This window comes from Synechococcus sp. KORDI-52, from assembly GCF_000737595.1.
In the GTDB taxonomy this organism is placed as follows: Bacteria; Cyanobacteriota; Cyanobacteriia; order PCC-6307; family Cyanobiaceae; genus Parasynechococcus.
Genome location: NZ_CP006271.1, coordinates 2,342,779 through 2,365,657, shown reverse-complemented (window position 1 = coordinate 2,365,657; position 22,879 = coordinate 2,342,779). Strand labels below are relative to the sequence as shown.

Sequence of the window (22,879 nt, the reverse complement as noted above, 5' to 3'; positions counted from 1 at the left end):
AACGGTTTTTGCCAACGGCTCTAATTACAGGTGCGAGCCGAGGCATTGGTCGACGCACAGCTGAGCTTCTGGCTCAGCAGGGCTGGGACCTACTGCTCGCTGCGCGCAGTGCTGATCAGTTGGATCAACTGGCTGCTGAGCTCAGCGCCAAAGACGTTTCTGTGGCGTCTGCTGCCATTGATCTGACCCAGCCTGATGGCATCGCTGCGGCGATGGCTGGGTTGTTGCAGCGGGGTGAGATCCCTTCGGTGTTGATCAACAACGCGGGCGCTGCCTACACCGGCGATCTCTTGGCCATGCCGATCGAGCGTTGGCAATGGCTGCTACAGCTGAATGTCACCAGCGTGATGCAGGTTTGTGCCGCTGTTGTTCCCGCCATGCGCGAGAACGGCGGGTTGGTGATCAACATCAGCAGCCATGCCGCCCGCAATGCTTTTCCTCAATGGGGTGCGTATTGCGTCAGCAAAGCTGCCTTGGCCAGCTTCACCCGCTGCCTGGCAGAAGAGGAACGGAGCAACGGCATTCGTGCCTGCACCCTCACTCTTGGGGCCGTGAACACACCACTGTGGGACGCGGAAACCGTACAAAGCGATTTCGATCGTCGTGCCATGCTCTCTGTCGATCAGGCGGCAGAAACACTGGCGAATCTGGCGATGCAACCCAGCAACCAGTTGATCGAAGACCTCACCCTTATGCCGGCCGCCGGCGCCTTCTGAACGAACACCATGACCTCCACAGTCCCTTTCGTTTCCAACGGCGTCGCCAACGGCAACGGCAGCTTGAATCCCCAGGTTTCAGCGCGCATCCGTGAGCGATTGAGGGAGGCGGGCGCCTCCTTCCTGGCGAACGACAACATCGCTGATCATCTTCAGCCCGGTGAACTGGATCAGCTTCAGGTTGAAGTTGCAGACAAGGTTCGCGACCTGCTGCGCAGCCTGGTGATCGATATCGATAACGACCACAACACCCATGAGACGGCCGAGCGCGTCGCCAAGATGTACCTCCAGGAGGTGTTCAAGGGGCGCTACCACCATCAGCCCAAGGTGGCCAGCTTCCCCAATGTGAAACAGCTGGATGAGATCTACACCGTTGGCCCAATCACGGTTCGCTCGGCCTGTTCACACCACCTGGTGCCGATCATGGGCAACTGCTGGATCGGGATCAAGCCGGGTGCCCGGGTGATCGGCCTCTCCAAGTTCACCCGCGTGGCTGACTGGGTCTTCTCCCGTCCTCACATCCAGGAAGAGGCTGTGATGATCCTTGCCGATGAAATCGAGAAGCTCTGTGAGCCCCAGGGTCTCGGCATCATCATCAAGGCACAGCATTACTGCATGAAGTGGCGTGGGGTGAAGGAGCCCCAAACCAGCATGGTGAACTCCGTGGTGCGCGGCGATTTCCGCCATGACCCCAGCCTCAAGCAGGAGTTCTTTGAGCTGGTGCGTCAGCAGGAAGCGCTGCTCAGCACCTGATCAGCAGCGATTCAACGTAGTTTTACGGTCTCGACTTCACGGCCTCGACAAGGGCTTGAACCTTGTCGAGGTTTTTCCATCCCGGCCGTTCCTCCAGCCGACTGGAAGCATCGAGCCCCTGAGGCGTGACGCGACTGAGCAGTTCTGGAACCCACTCCGCGCTCACTCCCCCCGCCAGCCACCACGGCACCGATAGCTCGGTTTCAGCCAGCCAATCAAGAGGGATCCGGTGCCCGGTCCCTCCCAGTTGATCGGCGCTCCAGGCATCGAGCAGCAGGGCATCCACATGGGGCGCGTACTGCTCGAGCTGCTTGAGATCGTCGGGTTCACGCACCCGCAACGCTTTCCACCACTGCTGCCGGGGGTAACGCTGTTTCAAGCGTTGGCAGCATTCGACGGACTCGTTGCCGTGCAGCTGCACCACGGAGGGCTTCCCCGCACCGTTGAGCGCTTCTTCGAGGGCGGCAGCTTCGGGTCTCGCCACCACCCAAACGCGATGCAGCTCGGGATGCTGTTGTTCCAGCAGCTGGAACAAGGTCCTGCGCTGGGCTGGTTCAACAAAGCGTGGGGTGGCGGGAACGCCGATCACGCCAATCGCCCGGACGCCCATCCGTGCAATCGCCAAGGCCTGCTCGGGGTCGGTGATCCCACAGATCTTGAGGTCTGGAGTGGGGCGGGGATCACGCAAGGGCTGCATCGATGGCTCTCCCTAGGATCGTGGATGACAGTCCGCAGCAGCGGCACACGACGGGATTGGCGGTGGGAGAGGGCTGGCAGGTGCTCAAGATTGGCGGAATTCCCTTGCGGCTTCAGCCCAGCTGGTTGTTTGCCGTGGCGATCTTCACCACGTTGTTTCAATCCCGCTACGCGACCACGGCCTCGGTAACGGTGAGTTGGGGGCTGGGCTTGCTGACCACCTTGCTTCTGTTCAGCTCCGTGCTGCTGCATGAATTGGGCCATGCCCTGATGGCCCTGCGGGAAGGGGTGAAGGTGTTGAGCATCACCTTGTTTCATCTGGGCGGCATCGCGCGGGTCGAGAAGGAATGCCCCACCGCCATGGGCAATCTGCGCATTGCGGCTGCTGGTCCGATCGTGAGTTTGGTGCTGGCCTTCGGGATGTTGGCGGGGGCTGCAGCGCTGTCTGAAAGCCAACCCCTGGCCAGACAGTTGTTGAGTCAGGTGGGTTTGCTCAACTTGATGCTCGGCTTGTTCAATCTCTTGCCCGGGCTGCCCCTTGATGGCGGGCTGATCCTCAAGGCTTTGGTCTGGCAGCTGAGCGGCAGTCAGCAGAAGGGCGTTCAGGTGGCATCGGCGTCCGGACGGGCTTTGTCGATGCTGATGATCCTGTTGGGCGGTGTCCTGCTCTGGCAGGGCTGGGGGCTCAACGGGATCCTGCTGATGTTGATTGGCTGGTTCGGGTTGGGTGCCAACCGCAGCCAGACCCAGATGCTTCAGTTGCAGACCGTGTTGCGCGAGCTGAAGGTGGAGGCTGCGGCGGGCAAACGTTTTCGCGTGCTGGAGGCGGATCAGACCTTGCGGCGCCTCAGTCAGCTGCGGCTGACGGCCAGCGAGGCGGAGGGACCTGCCGATTGGGTGCTGGTCTGTAAGAGCGGCCGTTGGGTGGGGTGGATCGACGATCAGCCCTTGAAACTGTTGCCCGTGCAGCAGTGGGATCAACAGCGCCTCGAGGATCATCTGCGGCCCCTCTCGGACCTGCCGTCCATCGTTGGTTCCGCAGGCTTGGTGGACGCGGTGCCCGCCCTGGAGGAGTCCTCCCAGGGACGCCTTTTGGTGATGAGTGCTGCAGGGCTTCCCTCCGGAACCCTTGACCGCATGAATGTGGGTGATGCTGTGCTGAAACGTCTCGGGGTGACCCTGCCCCCGGCCATCCTTGATGAGGCGCGCAAGCGCAACGGCTATCCCCTGGGCCTAGCCATGCTTCCGCAGATGGTGCAGACGATGCAGTCTCAGAGCGCAGAGCCGGATGCCAACTCGTCCTCCAACTCCTGAATTTCTTCGGGCATCAGGGGCTGCATCTGCCAACGGCAGTGGCTCCAGGTCTCAACCAGGCTCTGACGCAAGTGCTGATCCAGCTCCAGCCGGTTGATCCGAGCCGGAGCAGCCGCCGGTGCCGCTTCTTCAAACACCTCTTCCCAGAGCTCAGCAGGGGGATCCAGCAGGATTTCGCCGTGCTGAAGCAGGCGGCCGTTCTGCCAGCGCTGGGCGCTGCCGACCCGTTTGACGCCACACGGATCCACCAGGTCGGCCACCGTTGCCGTGGCGAAACAGTTGTTGGCCTCGGTACCAGCCGGGTCGGAACCGAAGTGCAGCGCTAGCCCTAGATCCTGGAAGCCATCGATCAACCACTGACAGGCCTCGCGGTAGGCCTCTTGGCGTCGCCGGGGTGCATCCGGCCAAATCAAGGCGTAGGTGAGACCCCCGGCATGGAGCACGGCCCGGCCTCCGCTGGGACGTCGCACCAGGTTGATGCGGCCGCGGCGGGCCAGATCATTCCAGTGCTCTGGCCAGTGGTGTTGATGGCGTCCCAGCGACAGCCAGGGCCCATCCCAGCGGTAAAAACGCAGAGCCGGACCTTGGCTTCGCTTCAGAAGCCAGGCATCCAACGTCATCTGGGTGTGTCCATCCCCTGGCTGCGTGGGAAGCAGACGCCCGGTTGCGGGCATGCTGGAGGGAAGCATCGATCGCACGCCGTGGTGCCATGGTGGGATGTGCCGATCCTGATCGCCTTGGGCCTGCTGGCGGGGGGCTTGGCTGGACTGTTGGGAATTGGCGGAGGCCTGATCTTTGCCCCGCTCCTGCTCTGGCTTGATCTCCCGCCCCATCAGGCACTGGCCACAAGCAGTTTCGCCATTGTGCCCACAGCGTTGGCGGGCACCATCACCCACCTGCGCCAAGGGCGGTTGCCGACCCGGCCGGGACTCGCCATCGGCTTGGCCGCCTTCGGCTCGGCACTGCTGTTCGGTGGCTTGGCCGGTTTGGCGGCGGGCTGGATTCTGCTGGCCATGCAGACGCTGATGTATCTCGTGCTGGCGTTTTGCGTTCGCGAACGGCCTGAGCTGGAGGCCAGCGAGGAGGTCGATGACAGCACCGCACCGCAGTTGGCTGGTGTGGGCTGCATCGCCGGTTGGACCGCTGGCATGCTTGGTCTGGGTGGTGGTCTGGTGATGGTGCCCCTGATGAGCGGTCCGATGTCTGTGCCGATTCATCAGGCCGTGCGGCTCAGCACGGTGGCGGTGCTCTGCTCAGCCAGCGCAGCATCCCTGCAGTTCCTGCATGAAGGACGAGGGGTTCCTCTGATGGGCCTGCTGCTGGGAGGGGTGGCAGCCATCGCCGCCCAGTGGACGGCCAGCCGTCTCGATCAGTTTGATGCGGCTCTTCTGGTGCGTTGTCTGCGGGGGCTCGCGATCATCCTGGCGATCGACAGCTCCAGGCGGGCCCTCCAGCTCTGGCTGGCCTAGCTGCTAGCGGCTAGCAGCTTGGTTCAGCAACGACCAGAACCCTGCATCGAGCTCATAACCGAGGGCTGCGGCCATCTGCGACAGGTTGCCTCGCATGGGCCGTCCCAACTGTTGCTGGCAGAGATCGTCGAGCAGCATCAGCCGATGCGTCACCCAGAGCTCCAAGGCCTCTGGGTCAAAACGCAGGCCTTCGCTGCGGCTGAAACTATGGGGCACCACCAGGGCGACATGGCGAATCAGGCTGCCATGGTCGCGTTCAAGCAGCAGGGGCAGCCAGGGGAACCGTGCATCGGCCCGCAGGGCCCAGAGGCGAGGCTCCGGGCATTCCGGCAGTTCCCGAGGGTCGTCCTGGGCCCGGGGCCAATCGAAACGCAGCTCGAGCCCCGGCCCCTGGCTGAGCAGTGCGTTTAGTGGCTGATCGCTCCAGATCTTCAGAGGCCGCAGATCCAAGGCGCGGATGGCAGGGGCATCGATCAGAACCGGATCCATGGGCTGGTGTGACAGGCCTTTGCGAATGATGGCCTGTAGCCCCTCCCTCGGAGAAGAATGGGACCGTTTAATGCGTGGCTCCCATGGAAACCGTTCTGTCTGCACCTGAGGTGTTCATTGCCCTCGTTGTGGCTGCCCATGCCGCCGTTCTGGCCCTGCGTCTCTCCATCAGCCTTTATGAGGCCTGAGGTCAACCCGAGCTTCAGGTCAACGGACGTTGAGCTGATCTTGGCAGCGCGAGCGAATTACGTTAAAAGCGGATGTTCGTGCTGATGCGGTGACCGCTAGCCAGGTTCAAAGATCAGCTCCCCGAACTGATGCAGCTAGCATGGCTGCTGCAATTCAGCGGCAGACCGACCAACAGGAACTGCAGTGCAGCCTTCTAGCTTTGGCTGCCAAAGCAGGTCTTGTAGTTTTGGGATGCGTGAGCTTGATCCGCTTGTCGGTGGCCTATCAGGAACGGATGGATCGCCACAACGAAATATCGGCCGTTGTCTCCATTGAGTCGGCCAAATTGGAAACGCTGCAACAACGGTTCGATCGTCTGTTCAGCATCGGTGGAGAGAAGCGTCTGATCAGCGAGCAGGATCAGTGGATCGCCCCCAATCGCCTGCGCGTGATCTGGCGCTGAGATTCGTGACCAGCCGTGTTGGAATCGAGTACTGAACGGCAGACTGGCAGCCTTCCTGTCCCTGTCTTGATGTCCACGCCCGGCACCGTTCTGATCACCGGCACCACCTCTGGCGTGGGTCTGAATGCCACCTGCGCCCTGGTGAAGCGCGGCTGGACGGTTATCACGGCGAACCGCAGCCCGCAGCGCGCCGCGGCGGCGGCGGATGAGCTGGATCTCCCGAAAGACCGGCTCAAGCATGTCTTGATGGATCTGGGTGATCTCGACAGTGTGCGCCGGGCGGTGGATGCCTTGCCCGAGCGATTGGATGCCGTGGTCTGCAATGCAGCCGTGTACAAACCGAAGCTGAAGCAGCCGGAACGTTCGCCCCAGGGCTACGAGATCTCGATGGCCACCAACCACTTCGGCCATTTCCTGCTGGTGCAGCTGCTCTTGGATCGGCTCAAGGCCTCCACTCACCCCTCCAAGCGGGTTGTGATCCTTGGCACGGTGACGGCCAACTCCAAGGAACTGGGGGGCAAGATTCCGATTCCTGCGCCGGCAGACCTGGGGGACCTCTCAGGTTTTGAGGCCGGGTTCAAAGACCCCGTCGCCATGGCCAGTGGCAAGCCGTTCAAGCCCGGCAAGGCCTACAAAGACAGCAAGCTCTGCAACATGATCACCACCCAGGAGCTGCATCGCCGACTGCATGGAGACACGGGGATCACCTTCACCTCGCTCTATCCGGGCTGTGTGGCGGACACTCCGTTGTTCCGCAACACCCCCAAGGCCTTCCAGACGATATTTCCCTGGTTTCAGAAAAACATCACTGGCGGCTATGTCTCCCAGGCTTTGGCGGGAGAACGGGTGGCTGATGTGGTGGCCAATCCCGACTTCGCCGAATCTGGGGTGCACTGGAGCTGGGGCAACCGCCAGAAGAGGGATGGTCAGCAGTTCAGCCAGGAACTGTCCGACAAGGCCACGGACCCAGAAACAGCCCGACGGGTGTGGGAGTTGTCCATGACTCTGGTGGGCCTGGGCTAACGCCGCTGAAGACCGGCGGTCAGTCGAATCCCAGGAGGTCGAAGATTTCCCGGTCTTTGAGGGAGGTGGCCTCGAGGGGCTCCACCTTGTCGAGCATGTTCTGAGCCAGCCTCAGGTATTCGTTGCGTACTGCTTGCACGGCCTCGTCGGCGTCCTCCATTTCAAAGATGGTGCATTTCTTCAACCGTGAACGTCGGATCGCATCCACATCTCTGAAATGGGCCATGGTGCGGAGGCCGGTGCGTTCGTTGAACTTGTCGATCTGATCGGTGTCCGCCGATCGATTCGCAACAACGCCGCCAAGCCGCACCTTGTAGTTCTTGGCTTTGGCTTGGATCGCCTGAACGATGCGATTCATCGCGAAGATCGAATCGAAATCGTTGGCCGTCACAATCAGGCAGTAGTTGGCGTGCTGCAGCGGGGCGGCGAAACCACCACACACCACATCACCGAGCACATCGAAGATCACCACATCGGTGTCTTCCAGAAGGTGGTGCTCCTTGAGCAGCTTCACGGTCTGCCCGGTCACATAACCGCCGCAGCCAGTGCCTGCCGGTGGGCCGCCGCTCTCCACGCACTGCACACCGTTGAAGCCGGTGAAGACGAAATCCTCAGGCCGCAGCTCTTCGCTGTGGAAGTCCACCTCCTCGAGGATGTCTATCACCGTTGGCACCATCTTGTGGGTGAGGGTGAAGGTGCTGTCGTGCTTAGGGTCGCAGCCGATCTGAAGCACCCGCTTGCCCAGCTTCGAGAAGGCGGCAGACAAGTTCGAGGAGGTGGTCGATTTGCCGATCCCGCCTTTGCCATAAACGGCGATCACCAGGGTCTCCTCCTGGATGTTCAGGGCAGGGTCCTGGTGGACCTGCACGCTGCCTTCGCCGTCCGCCGGTCGCGTCAGAGTTGTGGTCATGCAGCGACCTTTGCGAGAGAAGTCAGTTTCATTCAACAGCAGCAGATGTGCCCTGGTTGGATTTCACCAAGAAATGAAAGATCTGGTTTGTGACTGAGCTGTAAGAGCAGAATTTCTTTCAATTAAATAAAAATAAATGAGTCCAAATGCTCATGCCTTGAAGTGGGCTTTGGCGTCATACAGCGTTTCGCTGCTGATCTCCCGGCAGCCCATATCGCGGGCGTAGGTCTCGGTGTTGCGTCGCACCTTGCCTCGCACAAAGAAGGGAATCTTCTTCAGCTCGGCTTCCCCATCGGCTGTCCAATGCAGAGCACCATCTCCCTCCCCTGGGATATCACTCAAGCCGGAACTGTCGGCGGCGCCGGCACCACCGGCATGGCCCAGGTGGCTCTGGTGGCCATCCACGAATTCGAAGTCGTGGCGGAACATGCCGATCAGGTGTTCCTCCAACCCCATCATCAGCGGGTGCACCCAGTCGTCAAAGATCACGTTCGCCCCTTCCCAGCCCATCTGGGGACTCATCCGGGCGGGCACATCCTGCACGTGCATGGGTGTGCTGATCACCGCGCAGGGAATCCCCAGCCGCTTGGCGCTGTGGCGCTCCATCTGGGTTCCCAGCACCAGCTCCGGTGCCGCTTCGGCCATGGCCGCTTCCACCGCCAGGTAGTCGTCACTGATCAGGGCCTCCAGGCCCATGGCTTTGGCGGCGGCCCGAACGGGCCGGGCCATCTCCCGGCTGTAGGTGCCCAGCCCCACCACCATGAAACCCAGTTCCTCGCTGCAGATCCGGGCCGCGGCGAGGGCGTGACTGCCGTCGCCAAAGATGAATACCCGCTTGCCCGTGAGGTACGTGGAGTCGACGGATTCCGAATACCAGGGCAGGCGTGAGCGCCGGTAGCCCTCGTCGTGAGCGGGGGGCTCCATCCCCAGCATCTCGTGCACTTCGACGAGGAAGTCATGGGTGGCGCCCACGCCAATCGGCACCGTTCGGCTGAAGGGCATGCCGAAATTGCGCTCCAGCCAGCTGCAGCTGGATTCCGCCACCTCCGGATAGAGGCAGACGTTGAGATCGGCATCGGGGATCCGCTGCAGATCCTCCACGCCTGCCCCCAGCGGTGCCACCACGCCCACATCGATGCCGTGCAGGGTGAGCAGTTTCTGCACCTCCAACACATCGTCCCGGCAGCGGAAGCCCAGCAGGGATGGGCCCAACAGATTCATCCGGGGCCGGCGGCCCTGGTGTTGCCATGCCTTGGGGTCGTGCGGGCTGTTGGCTGGTGCCTGCTCCTTCAGCAGGTTGCGCACCAGTTGGTAGAAGGTTTCCGCGGCCCCCCAGTTCTCCTTTTTGCTGTAGGCCGGCAGCTCCAGATTCACCACCGGCATGGTGAGCCCCATGCCCTGGGCCAGGGCACCGGGCTGATCCTGAATCAACTCCGCGGTGCAGCTTTCCCCCACCAGCAGGGCATCGGGCTGGAAGCGATCCACCGCTTCACGCACATGCCGTTTCACCAGTTCGGCGGTGTCCCCGCCGAGATCCCGGGCCTGAAAGGTGGTGTAAGTGACCGGTGGACGCTGTCCGCGCCGTTCAATCATCGTGAACAGCAGATCGGCATAGGTGTCCCCCTGGGGGGCATGGAGCACGTAATGAACGCCGCGCATGGAAGCGGCAATGCGCATGGCCCCCACATGGGGTGGCCCTTCGTAGGTCCAGAGCGTGAGTTGCATGGGATCAGGCGTGCACGGTTGGGTCGGGGCTGCTGGGATGGAGGCCAGGTCGAATCAGTTGCCGGCGACGCAACGGCCGCGAAAACAGTTCCGCCAGGTCGCCGGCCTGGTCGATGCCGTGGATCGGGCTGAACACCAGTTCGATCGACCATTTGGTGGCGATGCCTTCGGCCTCCAGCGGATTGGCCAGGCCCATTCCGCACACCACCAGGTCGGGCTGACTGGCGCGAACCCTGTCCAGTTGCTGCTCCACGTGCTGGCCCTCCATCACCGGGGTGTCGTCGGGGAGCAAGGCCAGCTCGGCAGCCATCTGTTCACGGTTCAGATAAGGCGTGCCTACCTCCACCAGTTCCATGCCGCATTCCCGTTGCAGAAACCGGGCCAGGGGCAGTTCCAGCTGGGATTCGGGAAGCAGGAAGATCCGCTTGCCCTCCAGCACGGCGCGATGGCGGGCCAGGGCGCTCTGGGCGCGCTCCATCAACGGATCGAGCACAGCAGCAACCCGTTCATCAGGCAGATGGAAGGCAGCAGCAGCGGCTTCCATCCAGCGGCGACTCCCCTCGGCCCCCAGCGGGAAGGGGGCCGTGAGCACCGTGGCGCCGCGGTCGCTGAGCAGGCGCGCGGTTTCCGTGAGAAAGGGTTGGGTCAGCAGCACCGTGGTTCCTGCTCCCACGGCGGGCAGGTCGGTCGATTGCCGGGGCGGCAGGCTGCGAATCGTCTCGATGCCCATCCGTTGGAACAGGTGCATCTGCCGGTCTTCTACGGCATCAGCGAGGGTTCCCACCAGCAGCAACTGCCGTTCATCGCTGGCGGGAAGCAAAGGCACGAGGGCCGCTAGTGCCCCGTCTTCTCCCTGGGTGAACGTGGTTTCAATGCCGCTGCCGGAGTAGTTCACCACCCGCACCCGGCCGGTGAGTTCCTCGTTGAGCCGTTCGGCGGCCCGGGCCAAATCCAGCTTGATCACTTCGCTGGGGCAGGACCCCACCAGAAACAGCGTGCGGATTTCGGGGCGGCGTTGCAGCAGCTCCTTGCAGACCCGGTCGAGTTCGTCGTGGGCATCCGCAAGGCCAGCCAGATCCCGCTCGCTGAGAATGGCTGTGCCGAAACGGGGTTCGGCAAAAATCATCACCCCTGCGGCGCTCTGGATCAGATGGGCGCAGGTGCGTGATCCCACCACAAGAAAAAAGGCATCGGGCATGCGCCGATGCAGCCACACAATCGAGGTGAGGCCGCAGAACACTTCGCGCGGCCCCGACTCCTTCAGCAGCGTTGGCCCGGCCATCGGCCGCTCCCTTGATGATCAACCTCTCCAAGCTGCGAATAAATCCGCTGAGGAGTTGAAAGGTCGCTCAAACTCTTTGGGATCGCTCCGGTGAGGCAGGCCCGGCTTGCGCTCAAAGGCGGCGGCGGAATCCGTCGTAGCGATCAGAGCGATCGCTCTCCTCCGCTTTGCTCAAGCGCCAAACGTTGCGGCTGACCCGGCGGGCGACGAGGCCACCGCGCTCCACCCGTTCCGTTCCAGGGCGGGCCCCCAACAGCATGCTCACCTCCGCGGTGGTGAGGGGAGCACCGGTTTCGATGGCCAACGACGTCAGTTCCAGCCGTTGACGCAGCTGGCGCAGACGCTCACTGTCTGCATTTCCTGATGCCTCAAGCCAGGGCAGATCCACCTGGCCATCCTGCGCAAGCCGTTGCATCAGGCCGAAGCTCACCATCCCAAGGGCTTGATCAGCGTTGAGATCCACTGGCTTCAAAGAAGACTGCTCAGTCATTGCAAGATCTCTAGAGGGGGGTCTTCGGACGGTATCGGCTGTTTTTCAAGGCGCAAGACCGCAGGCTCTAACTCTTTATTGGCCAATCTCATCTGAACTCGTCCGGTACACTCCCCGCCATGACCCGTTTTGCCAGCTTCGATGCTCGGGAGCGGCGACGCGGCGGTAGTGCTCTCGTCACCGGCACTGAGGTGACCCCCCAGCAGGGGGGGGCGAGCTGTGTTGTGACCACAGATTCGGAGTCGCCCCGGCTGTTGCGGCAGAACAGCCACGTTCAATCGATCGAACTGCGCACCCACGTCTTCATCGACTCGCTGCAGCCGCAACTTGCGGCTTACATGGGTTCGGTGAGTCAGGGATTTCTGCCGATCCCCGGAGATGCCTGCCTCTGGATGGAGGTGTCACCGGGCATGGCGGTGCACCGGGTGACGGACATCGCACTTAAGGCCAGCAACGTTCGTCTCGGCCAGATGGTGGTGGAGCGGGCGTTCGGTTCGATGGCCCTTTACCACCGTGATCAGAGCACGGTGCTCCATTCCGGAGATGTGGTGCTGGAAGCGATCGGGAGCACCATTGATCAGCGTTCTCCAGCCGATGTGAGCTGGACGGAAGTGATCCGGGCGATCACGCCCGACCATGCCGTGCTGATCAACCGGCAGAACCGACGCGGCTCGATGATCGAAGCCGGGATGAGCATGTTCATCCTGGAGACGGAGCCGGCCGGATACGTGTTGATCGCTGCCAACGAAGCAGAAAAAGCCTCCAACATCACGTTGGTGGACGTGAAGGCGGTGGGTGCTTTCGGACGTCTCACCCTGGCGGGACGGGAAGGTGATGTGGAGGAAGCGGCCGCGGCGGCGATGCGCGCCATCGACCACATCAACAACAACGCAAGGCTGCGCTGAGCGCTCAGATCAGCTCAGGTTGAGCAGCTCACGCAACTGTGGTGCCAAAGCTCGTGCCGCCTTTCCGCGGCTGCCCAGGCGGCTGAGTTGAGCCGCATTCAGTTCGCCGTAGGTGCAACGGGCTTCCCGCACCCAAAGCAGGGATTCGAATCCGCCGCCGGCGTAGGCCGGGGCACTCAGGAGTTCGCCCCAGCAAATGCCCTCCGCCGAGGCACGACAGCTGCCGGAGGGATCACACAACACCATCGTGCTGCGAAAACAGGCACTCCGATAAGGCGATCCCACCAGCTCGCTGAGGATCCGCTGCACCTTGGCGTCGTTTCCCTCGGCGTAGCGGGCGGAATACAGACCCGGTGCCCCTTGAAGAGCATCCACCTCAAGCCCTGAATCGTCAGCCAAGGCCCAACTGCCGGTGCGTTGGGCTGCAGCGCTGGCTTTCAGCTCAGCGTTTTCACGGTAGGAACTTCCCGTTTCTTCAACATCCAGATCACCGGGTTGACGCTGCACAACCAGAGGAAGCGGTCCCAGCATGGCCTCGATTTCAGCAACCTTGATCGGGTTGCCCGTGGCAATGGTGAGCTGAAGCGCCAAGGAGGACCAATAAAACGGACTCCATTGTGCGGGCTTGATGGGAATAGGAGCTAACAATCTCTGGATTCGACCCAGCGACACCCGTTTGGGTTGAACATTCCACCCCGCAGCAAGGCTTTGGGGGGGTGACGCAGTGTGAACCTATGGAGCTTTCCCCTGGTCGGCAACGCCATGTGGGGATGTGATCACACGAACCACCACAGCAGACCGGAACAGTGAGATCCAGGGTGATAAGCCCGGCTTATTTAGTTCACTATGGACAGTGATCGAGAAAGTCGTCCAAATCTCTTGACGGGAAGGGTTCCGACAAAGCAATGTCCCGAGCGAACATTCCACCCCTTCTTCCGGTAGGCAATGGCTAACGAAACCATGGGCATCGCCCTCGGCATGATCGAGACCCGCGGTCTGGTCCCCGCCATCGAGGCAGCTGATGCCATGACCAAGGCTGCCGAAGTGCGCCTGATCGGTCGTGAGTTCGTCGGCGGCGGCTACGTCACCGTTCTGGTTCGCGGCGAAACTGGTGCTGTCAATGCTGCTGTGCGCGCAGGCGCTGACGCTTGCGAGCGCGTCGGTGACGGCCTGGTTGCTGCTCACATCATTGCCCGCCCCCACCGCGAAGTGGAGCCTGCTCTGGGCAACGGCAACTTCCTTGGTCAGAAGGACTGAGATCTTCCGCTGAGCCTCTGATGAGGCACGCGAACGTCTCAACCTCTTCACCGACCTAACGGAGTTTTCCCATGAGCAAGAAGTACGACGCTGGGGTCAAGGAGTACAGGGATACCTACTGGACTCCTGATTACGTCCCCCTCGACACCGACCTGCTGGCCTGCTTCAAGTGCACCGGCCAAGAAGGTGTGCCCAAGGAAGAAGTTGCCGCTGCTGTGGCTGCTGAATCCTCCACCGGCACCTGGTCCACCGTGTGGTCCGAGCTCCTCACCGATCTCGACTTCTACAAGGGCCGCTGCTACCGCATCGAAGACGTCCCTGGTGACAAGGAGTCGTTCTATGCGTTCATCGCCTACCCACTCGACCTGTTCGAAGAGGGTTCCATCACCAACGTTCTGACCTCCTTGGTCGGCAACGTGTTCGGTTTCAAGGCTCTGCGCCATCTCCGTCTGGAAGACATCCGCTTCCCGATGGCGTTCATCAAGAGCTGCTACGGCCCGCCGAACGGCATCCAGGTTGAGCGCGACCGGATGAACAAGTACGGCCGTCCTCTGCTGGGTTGCACCATCAAGCCGAAGCTCGGCCTGAGTGGTAAGAACTACGGCCGTGTTGTCTATGAGTGCCTGCGTGGCGGTCTGGACTTCACCAAGGACGACGAGAACATCAACTCCCAGCCCTTCCAGCGTTGGCAGAACCGCTTCGAATTCGTTGCGGAAGCCATCAAGCTGTCCGAGCAGGAGACCGGCGAGCGCAAGGGTCACTACCTCAATGTGACCGCCAACACTCCCGAGGAGATGTACGAGCGCGCTGAGTTCGCCAAGGAACTCGGCATGCCGATCATCATGCACGACTTCATCACCGGTGGCTTCACGGCCAACACCGGTTTGTCGAAGTGGTGCCGCAAGAACGGCATGTTGCTGCACATCCACCGCGCCATGCACGCGGTGATCGACCGTCACCCCAAGCACGGCATCCACTTCCGCGTTCTCGCCAAGTGTCTGCGTCTGTCCGGTGGTGACCAGCTCCACACCGGCACCGTGGTCGGCAAGCTGGAAGGTGATCGTCAGACCACCCTCGGCTACATCGACCAGCTGCGCGAATCCTTCGTTCCCGAAGACCGCAGCCGCGGCAACTTCTTCGATCAGGACTGGGGTTCCATGCCTGGCGTGTTCGCCGTCGCTTCCGGCGGTATCCACGTGTGGCACATGCCCGCCCTGGTCACCATCTTCGGCGACGACTCCGTTCTTCAGTTCGGTGGTGGTACCCACGGTCACCCCTGGGGCTCCGCTGCAGGTGCTGCTGCCAACCGTGTGGCCCTCGAGGCCTGCGTCAAGGCACGCAACGCCGGCCGTCATCTCGAGAAAGAGAGCCGCGACATCCTCACGGAAGCCGCGAAGCACAGCCCCGAGCTGGCCATCGCCCTCGAGACCTGGAAGGAGATCAAGTTCGAGTTCGACACCGTCGACAAGCTCGACGTCCAGAACTGATCGTCTCAACGGCCGGTTGATGCAACCGGCCACCCCTTTTTCTTACACCCAGGATCCCCATGCCTTTCCAGAGCACCGTGGGTGACTATCAAACAGTCGCCACCCTGGAGACCTTCGGCTTCCTCCCGCCGATGACCCAGGACGAGATCTACGACCAGATCGCCTACATCATTGCCCAGGGTTGGAGCCCGCTCGTCGAGCACGTCCATCCCAGCAACTCCATGGCCACCTATTGGTCGTATTGGAAGCTCCCCTTCTTCGGTGAGAAGGATCTGAACGTCGTTGTCAGTGAGCTCGAGGCTTGCCATCGCGCATACCCCGACCACCACGTGCGCATCGTCGGTTACGACGCCTACACCCAGAGCCAGGGTGCTTGCTTCGTGGTCTTCGAAGGACGCTGATCCTTCGAACCCATGGTTCCGAGCCCTGACCTGATCAGGGCTCCAGCTTTTTCCGGAGGGGCAAGTGCCCTTCCACTTCACGACGACATCCTCGGGCGGACATGGCAAGACTCTCCAGTCGCGAACTCGCACTTGAACGCCGCAAGGCGCTGACCACTTCCGGTAAGAAGTCCTCGGTAGCGGCTGGTGATGGCGCCAACCGTGTTCGCACCGTTGCGGATGCTCGTCCCACCCGCACCAACGCGGCCGTAGCTGCTGAGCCTGCCCCGGCACCTGCCACCTCCGCTGCCGTAGCTCCGCAGCGGACCACATCCTTTACAGCTGCTCCCGCAAAGCGCAGCTCTCAGGTCAAGCCGCAACGCGATCCCAGCCGCGAATTGGTGCTCGCCCGTCGCGATGCCCTGTCCCGCCGCGGAAAGACCGCCGACACCAGCCGCGATCGCAACCGCGCTGATGTGGCCCGCCAGACCAAGGCCGCTGCTCCTGCAGCTTCACCCGCTGAAACCACAAAGAGCTGTGGCTGCGGTGGCAAGCGTGCCACTGAAAAGGCTTCCCTGACTGCACCGTCTCCCAAGTTGTCTGCCCGCACGGAGCGCCGTTCGGCCACTCCCAAACGTCGTGCGATTGAGAACCCCAGCCGTGCGCTGGTCCTGGCCCGTCGTGAAGCCATGGCCAAGCACGGCAAAACCGCTGGCAAGCAACCCACCAGTGCAGCTGCTGTTGCCCGTCAGGCCAACCCTGACCTCACCAGCCGTGAGTTGGCCCAACAGGTGCGCGAGCTGCGCACCAAGGCCGGCGCCCGCAACAAACAGAGCGCTGGTGTGACCCGCCCCACCGGTCCCAACCGTCACGGCGCCAAGCAAGCCGCTGCTGCTGATGCCCACTGGAAGGTGGGTGAAAGCACCACCACCGGCGGCCAGACCGTGACCGGCACCCAGGCCAACCGCTCGGTGAAAACCACCGGTAACGAAGCCAGTACCTGCCGTTCGATCACCGGTACCGAGTACTTGGGCGCCGAAGTCTTCCAGACCTTCTGTCAGACCGCTCCAGCTGCCACCACTCCGGCCAAGGTGCGCGTCACCGCCACGAGCCACGGCAACCGTGTCACCGGTAATGAAGTCGGCCGTTCCGAAAAGGTCACTGGCGATGAGCCTGGCACCTGCAAGAGCGTGACCGGCACCGAGTACATCTCCGCAAACCAGGCTGCCGCCTACTGCGGCGGTGGCGTGACCTCCCCGCGCAAGGTGGGCCACAGCCTCACCGAACAGGGCCGTCCTGTAAGCGGCGTGATGGTGGGTCGTTCCGCCAGCGTCACCGGTGATGAAGCCGGTGCCAACCGCAGCCTCACCGGCGATCAGTACCTCGGTTCCGATCCCCTGCCCGACGGTCGTCCCGCTGCCAAGGTGGGCCTTTCCGGAACCCTCTCGGGCACGGGCGTGACCGGCACCATGGTGGGTCGCTCCGCCAGCGTCACCGGTGATGAGTTCGGATCCTGCCACCGCGTGACCGGTGATCAATACATCAGCGCCGAGCAGGTGAATGCCTTCTGCGGCGGCAAGCCTGAGCCGGAAGCGGCCAAGGTTGGCTTCAGCATCACCAACCGCAATCAGGTGGTGAGCGGCACCCGCACGGGCCGCTCGGAGAACGTGACTGGCGATGAGCCCGGCAGCTGCCAGGCCGTCACAGGCACCCCCTATGCAGGTCTTGAGCAGGCCGGGCAGCACTGTGGAACTCCTGCGGTTCAGGCCATCCGTGAGCGCACACCTGTGCGTGTGGGCACCCCTTCCGCTGCCATGACGGGCATCCAACCCGGAGTGGGTGGTGTGATGACCGGCGACAAGCGTGGTGCCTGCGAAGCAGTCACCGGCACGCCTTACGTGGGTGCTGATCAGCTGGCCGCTGCCTGCGGCGCTGATGCCCCCGCCGGCACCGACACCCACGGCCAAGCTCCCGATGGTGCCGCCTGGACCCGCTTCAGCGTGGTGTCTCCCGCCCGTGCTGCCCAGCAGCAGCGTGAAGTCAACGCCGGTGTGACCGGGACGTCTTATGAGCAGGGGAATCGCATCACCGGCCCTTTTGATATGGCTGGCGGCAAGGTGACCGGTACCGAGCAATTCCGCTTCGACAACCGCGAGTTCCAGAACCGTCAGCAGCGCCAGTTCCAGCCCACCGTGGCTGTGGTCAGTGAGCCTTCTGAGAAGCCTGCATCTCGGGTCACCGGCGAGGGTTCCTCCACCAAGATCACTGGTGACGACTGGGATCGTGGTGAGCATGTGACCGGTACTGAGGGTGCTTCGGCCCGTCGTCGTAACCCCAGCCGTCCCGGCCCGATGAGTGCCATGTCTCCCTTCGAGCGCAAGCGCAACGAGGAGGCCGAATGGCCTGTGAGCCGCGTGACCGGCTCCAGCGGCAACACCGAAAAGGGTTCCCTGATCACCGTCTCCGGCGGCGCACGGGGCTGATTCATTGATGGTTCGCTCCAAGCCTCTCCGTGGCGGGCGACCTCAGGCCCCCTCGGCACCCACGCGTCGTCAGCTTCAACAGCTGTCAGCAACCTCTGATTCCGTTCAGACCACCCCTGAAGTGGAGCCCTCCACCCGTAAGGCCGCTCTGGATCGCCGTCGTGCCCTCACCACTGCGGGCAAAGCTGCTCAACTGGCTGGCGGCCAGGTGGCCGGCGGCCGGCTTCGCTCCAGCAAGGACGTCCAGCGTCCCTCTCCGTCTCAGCCGGGCTGGGTCCGTCGTGAAAAGGCAGCCACCCGGGCGGTTCCTTTCAACCTGAGCCGCAGCTCTCTGCCGATCACCCACCGACGCCATCCGTTGACGGATGCAGCGGCGAATGCCCGTCTTCAGGCCTACGAGCAGGAGATCAAAGGCCGCTTTGATCGGATTGTTCCCCTGCTTCAGCAGGTTTCAGCGCTCCAGCACGAAACCGATTTCATTCCCCAGGCCCAGCGGTTGTGCCGGGCCGAGCTCGGCTTTGATCTGCCGGATCACATCCTGCAGCGGGCCTGGGTTCGACCCCTCGACATGCGCGCCCTGTTCGCCTGGTGTGTGTTCGAAAGCCACCGCTTGTTCAGTGACCGTTTCTTCCAGGACGACCCCCTCGATGCCGGCACGGGCAGTGCTGCCTCCCGGGAGTTCGAACAGTTCTTGCTCGACTGCGGCATCCATCTGCTCGATCTGACGCCATGCGCCGATGGTCGGTTGGCCCACACCGTGGCCTACGGCTTGCGCATTCCCTTCAGCGCTGTGCGTCGCCGCTCCCACGCCGGCGCCATGTTCGACGTTGAGAACACGGTGAACCGCTGGGTCAAAACCGAGCATCGTCGCTACCGCGAAGGTTCACCCAATCCATCCACGGAACCGACCCGGTACTTGAAGGTGGTGACCTACCACTTCAGTTCCCTCGATCCCTCCCATCAGGGCTGCGCTGCCCATGGCAGCAATGACGAACTGGCGGCTGCCGCGGGTCATCAACGTCTGCTCGACTTCCGTGAGGCCGTGGAAAACAGCTTCTGCTGCGGTGCCTCCGTTGATCTTCTGCTGATCGGTCTCGACACCGACACCGATGCGATCCGGGTTCACCCCCCAAGCCGCGACAGTGAGATGGTGCTCGATCGTTGGCTTTGCGCCAGGGAACTGCATGCCGCCACGGCATCGATGAGTGCTGATCAAGCGATGGCACAGATTGCTGAAGCTCTTGAGAGCTCTGCTCCTGGTCCCATGGATGCCGGGATGGTGTCCTTCCTCACGCGCTTGCTCGCCAATAACTTCTCCCAGATCGATTACGTGCAGGATCTGCACGGGGGTACTTATCCGGATGCCGGGCACGCAGAGCGTTTCATTGGCGTTGGCATCGGTTTCAAGGAGGTGCATCTGCGCAACCTCACGTATTTCGCCCACCTCGACACCGTTGAAGAGGGCGCACCTGATCTCGATGTGGGCGTGAAGATCTTCAAGGGTCTGAATGTGTCCCGGGATCTGCCGATCCCGGTTGTTGTGCGTTTCGATTATTCCGGCCGTGTGCCCGGTGCTCGGGAACGGGCCATCGCTGATTGCCAACGGGTGAACCGTGCCATCGCCGATCGCTACGCAGCCCTTGTTGATGAGGGCCTGCTCCACACTTGTCTCACCATTCGCGACCGCAACCAGACGGCTCCGGCCGAGGTCGTCGGTTCCACGCTTGACCCGCAACTTCCGGAGGCTCACTGATCATGCTCATCGTCAAGGTCGTCAAGCCGCTCGTTTCCACCAACCGGATCCCCGATTTTGAGCACAAGCACCTTCAGGTCGTGCTGGATGGCAGCACCAAGAAGGTGGCCGTCGATGCGGTGGGTGCGAAGCCTGGCGACTGGGTGATCTGCGTCAGCAGCTCGGCCGCCCGTGAAGCCGCCGGCAGCAAGTCGTATCCCAGTGACCTCACGATCGTGGGGATCATTGACCACTGGGAACCCGACCCTCCGAAGACCTCCGCTCCCTCCCCATCCCCAAGCCCCAGCAAACCCGCGGGAGGCAACCCCAGCTAATGGAAATCATGCAGGTGATGGGAACGCTGGTTTGCTCCTACCGGGTTGCCGGTCTGGATCACATGCACCTGCGCATTCTCAAGAACAACAAGGGCAAGAAGCTGGTGGCGGTTGACCCCGTGGGTGCCCGAGAGGGCAACTGGGTGTTCACCGCCAGCGGTTCGGCGGCACGGCATGCCTGCCCTGACAACACCGTTCTCACCGATCTCACCATCGGTGGAATCATCGATTTCTGGAATCCGGACGGATAGGGACCACCCATTTCCCTCCGCCGTTTCCGTTCCGTTTCCACACCTTCCAATCCATGGCCACTCCTTCCCCCACCCCCCGTCGTCGCACCACCCGCAGCACCGCTGCGGCGAACAAGACGGTGGATGTGAAACCCGTGGCCAGCACGTCTGCTTCGTCCTCGACCCCCGCTAAGGCAGCTCCAGCAGCAACAACCCGACGTGCCTCCACCACAACGCGTCGCAGCAGCGCCTCCAGCACAGGTTCCGGTGGTGGTTCAGCCGTGGCCAAACCCGCTGCCACCCCTTCTCCCATCGTTGCCGGCGTGGCGCTGGGCATGATCGAAACCCGCGGCATGGTTCCTGCCATTGAGGCAGCCGATGCCATGACCAAGGCTGCTGAGGTGAGCCTGATCTGCCGTGAGTATGTGGGTGGTGGCTACGTCACGGTGATGGTGCGTGGCGAAACCGGAGCTGTGAACGCTGCGGTTCGTGCCGGTGCCGATGCCTGTGAGCGTGTGGGTGACGGCCTTGTTGCCGCCCACATCATCGCCCGTCCCCATAAAGAGGTGGAGCCGGTGTTGGCCGGCAGTGGTGCAGCCCGCCGCAGCTGACTGCATAAAAGCCTCCTCACAGCCGTTCACAAAGAGCCCTTTTGCTAGTGACCGGCTTCTAGATTCGCCGGCCAACCAGCGACCAGCTCGATCACCATCCCGCTCGCCGTTTTGACCCCGGAGCTTTCGCTTCCCATCCAGACCGCCTGGTTGATCCCGCTCTATGGGTTCATCGGGATGCTTGTCTCCCTTCCTTGGGCCTGTGGCTGGTTCCGCCGCGATGCCCATCGTCCGGCCGCCTACCTCAACATCCTTCTCACCCTGCTGGCCTTCGCCCACGGCAGCCTGATCCTGCAGGAGGTTTACCAGTCAGGGCCGGTGGATCTGGCCTTTCCCTGGCTCAGCGTGGCTGATCTGGAGCTGAACATCAGCTTCAGCCTGTCACTCACCAACCTGGTGGCCCTGGAACTGATCACGGGCCTCAGCCTGCTGTCGCAGGTGTATTCACTGGGCTACATGGACAAGGAATGGGCCTTGGCCCGCTTCTTTGCACTGCTCGGCTTCTTCGAGGGGGCGATGAGTGGCGTCGTGCTCAGCGACTCCCTGTTCCAGAGCTATTTCCTGCTGGAAATGCTGACGCTCTCCACCTATTTGTTAGTGGGTTTCTGGTATGCCCAACCCCTGGTGGTCACCGCAGCTCGGGATGCCTTCCTCACCAAGCGCGTTGGTGATGTGCTGCTGCTGATGGGTGTGGTGGCGCTCTGCAGCTACTCCGGCGTGATGGGCTTCAACGACCTCTATGCCTGGGCAGCTCAAGACACCCTCTCTCCGCTGGCTGCAACGCTGTTGGGTTTGGGCCTGGTCGCCGGCCCAACCGGCAAATGCGCCCAGTTCCCCATGCACCTCTGGCTGGATGAAGCCATGGAGGGCCCGAACCCGGCTTCGATTCTGCGCAACTCGGTGGTGGTGACCTGCGGCGCCATTGTTCTGCTGAAGGTGATGCCCATCCTTCAGCTCTCGCCCATCGCCATTGGCGTGATGCTCGTGATCGGCAGCATCAGTGCGATCGGTGGCTCGTTGGTGGCCCTGGCTCAGGTGGACATCAAACGCACCCTGTCGTATTCCACGACCGCCCACATGGGGCTGGTCTTCATCGCCATTGCGCTGCAGATCCCCGTTCTGGCCTTGTTGCTGCTGTTCACCCATGCCGTGTCCAAGGCGCTGCTGTCGATGAGCATTGGCGGCGTGATTGCCTCCACCAACTGTCAGGACATCACCGAGCTGGGGGGATTGGGCAGCCGCATGCCGGCCACCACCACGGCGTTTCTTGTGGGTGGTGCCGGTCTGGTGGGCTTCCTGCCCCTGGGTGGCTTCCTGGCGTTGGCCCAGTCGATTGAGCTGCTTAGTGTGCGCTCCGTGCCGTTCATGGCGGTGTTCCTGCTCACCAATGCCCTCACCGCCATGGGTCAGGTGCGGGTATTCCGCCATGTGTTCATGGGGGATTCCCTGATCAAGTCCCGCCGGGCGGCGGAGGTGAACTGGCAAATGGCGTTCCCGATGGTGGCTCTCACCGTGATTGTGCTGATCACGCCGCTGCTGCTGGTGCGGCTTGAATCCCTCGATGGTTTGCTGGCCTTCCCCCTCTGGGCAGCCGCTCTTGTGGTGGGCAGCGGCCTGCTGGGCCTCCTCGCCGGCGCCGTTCTTCCCTTGAGCAAGGCCTGGTCCCGCTCGCTGAATCCTGTGCTGCGCTGGTGGCAGGACCTCCTGGCCTACGACTTCTACACCGAGAGCTTCTATCGCCTCACCATCGTCAACGTTGTGGCTGGCTTCTCTCGCCTGGCCTCCTGGTTCGACCGCAATGTGGTGGATGGTCTTCTCAATGGGGTGGCTCGCTTCTCCCTGGCCAGTGCCGACAGCCTCAAGCTCAGCGTCAGCGGCCAGAGCCAGTCGTATGTGCTGACGGTGCTTCTGGCCATCGTTCTTTTCCTCACCGCGGTGAGCTGGTTCCTCACCTGATCGCC

Annotated in this window: 25 protein-coding genes; 17 read left to right on the top strand and 8 right to left on the bottom strand. The window is 62.5% G+C overall.

The features are described 5' to 3' along the window. Positions 1–8 precede the first annotated feature (8 nt). Both KR52_RS12080 and folE read left to right on the top strand, forming a co-directional pair. Positions 9–716: an SDR family oxidoreductase gene (locus tag KR52_RS12080; RefSeq protein WP_038556240.1), complete on the top strand. Its 708-nt coding sequence runs from the start codon at positions 9–11 to the stop codon at positions 714–716. Positions 717–725: 9 nt separating this feature from the next. Then, positions 726–1,469 (top strand): GTP cyclohydrolase I, encoded by a 744-nt coding sequence (gene folE / locus KR52_RS12075; RefSeq protein ID WP_038556238.1) that lies wholly within the window; start codon positions 726–728, stop codon positions 1,467–1,469. A gap of 22 nt (positions 1,470–1,491) precedes the next feature. On the opposite strand, the gene KR52_RS12070 is transcribed toward folE, so the two are convergent. Continuing rightward, a complete protein-coding gene (locus KR52_RS12070) occupies positions 1,492–2,166 on the bottom strand; it encodes a phosphoribosylanthranilate isomerase (RefSeq protein ID WP_038556237.1) in 675 nt (224 codons plus the stop codon). Positions 2,167–2,168: 2 nt separating this feature from the next. Here KR52_RS12070 and KR52_RS12065 point away from each other — a divergent pair, with 2 nt between their 5' ends. After that, the gene (locus KR52_RS12065) at positions 2,169–3,479 is read left to right on the top strand and encodes a site-2 protease family protein (RefSeq protein ID WP_253912407.1); all 1,311 of its coding nucleotides are present in this window, start codon (positions 2,169–2,171) and stop codon (positions 3,477–3,479) included. Here the strand turns inward: KR52_RS12065 and KR52_RS12060 are convergent. Further along, the gene (locus tag KR52_RS12060) at positions 3,437–4,153 is read right to left on the bottom strand and encodes a lipoate--protein ligase family protein (protein WP_038557338.1); all 717 of its coding nucleotides are present in this window, start codon (positions 4,151–4,153) and stop codon (positions 3,437–3,439) included. The genes KR52_RS12065 and KR52_RS12060 overlap by 43 nt on opposite strands. A gap of 27 nt (positions 4,154–4,180) precedes the next feature. Between KR52_RS12060 and KR52_RS12055 the strand changes: the two genes are divergently transcribed. Further along, positions 4,181–4,948 (top strand): sulfite exporter TauE/SafE family protein, encoded by a 768-nt coding sequence (locus KR52_RS12055; RefSeq protein ID WP_038556235.1) that lies wholly within the window; start codon positions 4,181–4,183, stop codon positions 4,946–4,948. A gap of 3 nt (positions 4,949–4,951) precedes the next feature. On the opposite strand, the gene KR52_RS12050 is transcribed toward KR52_RS12055, so the two are convergent. After that, positions 4,952–5,437, bottom strand: a complete 486-nt coding sequence (locus KR52_RS12050) for a CRR6 family NdhI maturation factor (RefSeq protein WP_038556234.1) — start codon at positions 5,435–5,437, stop codon at positions 4,952–4,954. A gap of 83 nt (positions 5,438–5,520) precedes the next feature. Between KR52_RS12050 and psaM the strand changes: the two genes are divergently transcribed. From psaM to KR52_RS12035, 3 genes are all read left to right on the top strand, one after another. After that, entirely contained in the window at positions 5,521–5,625 is a 105-nt protein-coding gene (gene psaM / locus KR52_RS12045; RefSeq protein WP_025362433.1) for a photosystem I reaction center subunit XII, read from the top strand. A gap of 140 nt (positions 5,626–5,765) precedes the next feature. Next, positions 5,766–6,068: a hypothetical protein gene (locus KR52_RS12040; RefSeq protein ID WP_038556232.1), complete on the top strand. Its 303-nt coding sequence runs from the start codon at positions 5,766–5,768 to the stop codon at positions 6,066–6,068. Between the two features lie 69 nt (positions 6,069–6,137). Then, positions 6,138–7,091: a protochlorophyllide reductase gene (locus KR52_RS12035; RefSeq protein WP_038556231.1), complete on the top strand. Its 954-nt coding sequence runs from the start codon at positions 6,138–6,140 to the stop codon at positions 7,089–7,091. Between the two features lie 19 nt (positions 7,092–7,110). Here KR52_RS12035 and bchL read toward each other — a convergent pair whose 3' ends face one another. The 4 genes from bchL to KR52_RS12015 all read right to left on the bottom strand — a co-directional run bounded on the left by bchL (position 7,111) and on the right by KR52_RS12015 (position 11,498). Continuing rightward, positions 7,111–8,001 carry a ferredoxin:protochlorophyllide reductase (ATP-dependent) iron-sulfur ATP-binding protein gene (gene bchL / locus KR52_RS12030; protein ID WP_038556229.1) on the bottom strand — a complete coding sequence of 297 codons (891 nt, stop codon included), beginning with the start codon at positions 7,999–8,001 and terminating at the stop codon, positions 7,111–7,113. 150 nt (positions 8,002–8,151) lie between these two features. Then, complete coding sequence (locus tag KR52_RS12025; protein ID WP_038556228.1) at positions 8,152–9,726, bottom strand: ferredoxin:protochlorophyllide reductase (ATP-dependent) subunit B; 1,575 nt, start codon at positions 9,724–9,726, stop codon at positions 8,152–8,154. A 4-nt stretch (positions 9,727–9,730) separates the two neighbouring features. Further along, positions 9,731–11,008 (bottom strand): ferredoxin:protochlorophyllide reductase (ATP-dependent) subunit N, encoded by a 1,278-nt coding sequence (locus KR52_RS12020; protein ID WP_038556226.1) that lies wholly within the window; start codon positions 11,006–11,008, stop codon positions 9,731–9,733. A gap of 112 nt (positions 11,009–11,120) precedes the next feature. After that, the gene (locus KR52_RS12015) at positions 11,121–11,498 is read right to left on the bottom strand and encodes a hypothetical protein (protein ID WP_038556224.1); all 378 of its coding nucleotides are present in this window, start codon (positions 11,496–11,498) and stop codon (positions 11,121–11,123) included. A 119-nt stretch (positions 11,499–11,617) separates the two neighbouring features. Between KR52_RS12015 and KR52_RS12010 the strand changes: the two genes are divergently transcribed. Continuing rightward, positions 11,618–12,403, top strand: a complete 786-nt coding sequence (locus KR52_RS12010; protein WP_038556223.1) for a BMC domain-containing protein — start codon at positions 11,618–11,620, stop codon at positions 12,401–12,403. 9 nt (positions 12,404–12,412) lie between these two features. On the opposite strand, the gene KR52_RS12005 is transcribed toward KR52_RS12010, so the two are convergent. Next, positions 12,413–12,994 (bottom strand): non-canonical purine NTP pyrophosphatase, encoded by a 582-nt coding sequence (locus tag KR52_RS12005; protein ID WP_038556221.1) that lies wholly within the window; start codon positions 12,992–12,994, stop codon positions 12,413–12,415. Between the two features lie 354 nt (positions 12,995–13,348). Here KR52_RS12005 and KR52_RS12000 point away from each other — a divergent pair, with 354 nt between their 5' ends. The 9 genes from KR52_RS12000 (at position 13,349) to KR52_RS11960 (ending at position 22,874) form a co-directional block, all read left to right on the top strand. After that, on the top strand, positions 13,349–13,660 hold the full coding sequence (locus KR52_RS12000; protein WP_006169870.1) for a BMC domain-containing protein: 312 nt from the start codon (positions 13,349–13,351) through the stop codon (positions 13,658–13,660). 71 nt (positions 13,661–13,731) lie between these two features. Next, positions 13,732–15,147 carry a form I ribulose bisphosphate carboxylase large subunit gene (locus KR52_RS11995; protein ID WP_011363747.1) on the top strand — a complete coding sequence of 472 codons (1,416 nt, stop codon included), beginning with the start codon at positions 13,732–13,734 and terminating at the stop codon, positions 15,145–15,147. 59 nt (positions 15,148–15,206) lie between these two features. Further along, positions 15,207–15,548 carry a ribulose bisphosphate carboxylase small subunit gene (locus KR52_RS11990; RefSeq protein WP_006043651.1) on the top strand — a complete coding sequence of 114 codons (342 nt, stop codon included), beginning with the start codon at positions 15,207–15,209 and terminating at the stop codon, positions 15,546–15,548. 101 nt (positions 15,549–15,649) lie between these two features. Further along, complete coding sequence (locus KR52_RS11985) at positions 15,650–18,010, top strand: CsoS2 family carboxysome shell protein (protein ID WP_038556219.1); 2,361 nt, start codon at positions 15,650–15,652, stop codon at positions 18,008–18,010. Positions 18,011–18,017: 7 nt separating this feature from the next. After that, on the top strand, positions 18,018–19,763 hold the full coding sequence (locus KR52_RS11980; protein ID WP_038556217.1) for a carboxysome shell carbonic anhydrase: 1,746 nt from the start codon (positions 18,018–18,020) through the stop codon (positions 19,761–19,763). Positions 19,764–19,765: 2 nt separating this feature from the next. Beyond that, the gene (locus KR52_RS11975; RefSeq protein ID WP_038556216.1) at positions 19,766–20,077 is read left to right on the top strand and encodes a carboxysome peptide A; all 312 of its coding nucleotides are present in this window, start codon (positions 19,766–19,768) and stop codon (positions 20,075–20,077) included. Then, the gene (locus KR52_RS11970) at positions 20,077–20,328 is read left to right on the top strand and encodes a carboxysome peptide B (protein ID WP_011363752.1); all 252 of its coding nucleotides are present in this window, start codon (positions 20,077–20,079) and stop codon (positions 20,326–20,328) included. Before KR52_RS11975 ends, KR52_RS11970 begins: the two co-directional genes overlap by 1 nt. Before the next feature lie 53 nt (positions 20,329–20,381). Next, a complete protein-coding gene (locus KR52_RS15315) occupies positions 20,382–20,918 on the top strand; it encodes a BMC domain-containing protein (protein WP_038556214.1) in 537 nt (178 codons plus the stop codon). Positions 20,919–21,029: 111 nt separating this feature from the next. Continuing rightward, positions 21,030–22,874 carry an NAD(P)H-quinone oxidoreductase subunit F gene (locus tag KR52_RS11960; protein ID WP_038556212.1) on the top strand — a complete coding sequence of 615 codons (1,845 nt, stop codon included), beginning with the start codon at positions 21,030–21,032 and terminating at the stop codon, positions 22,872–22,874. Positions 22,875–22,879: the final 5 nt, after the last annotated feature.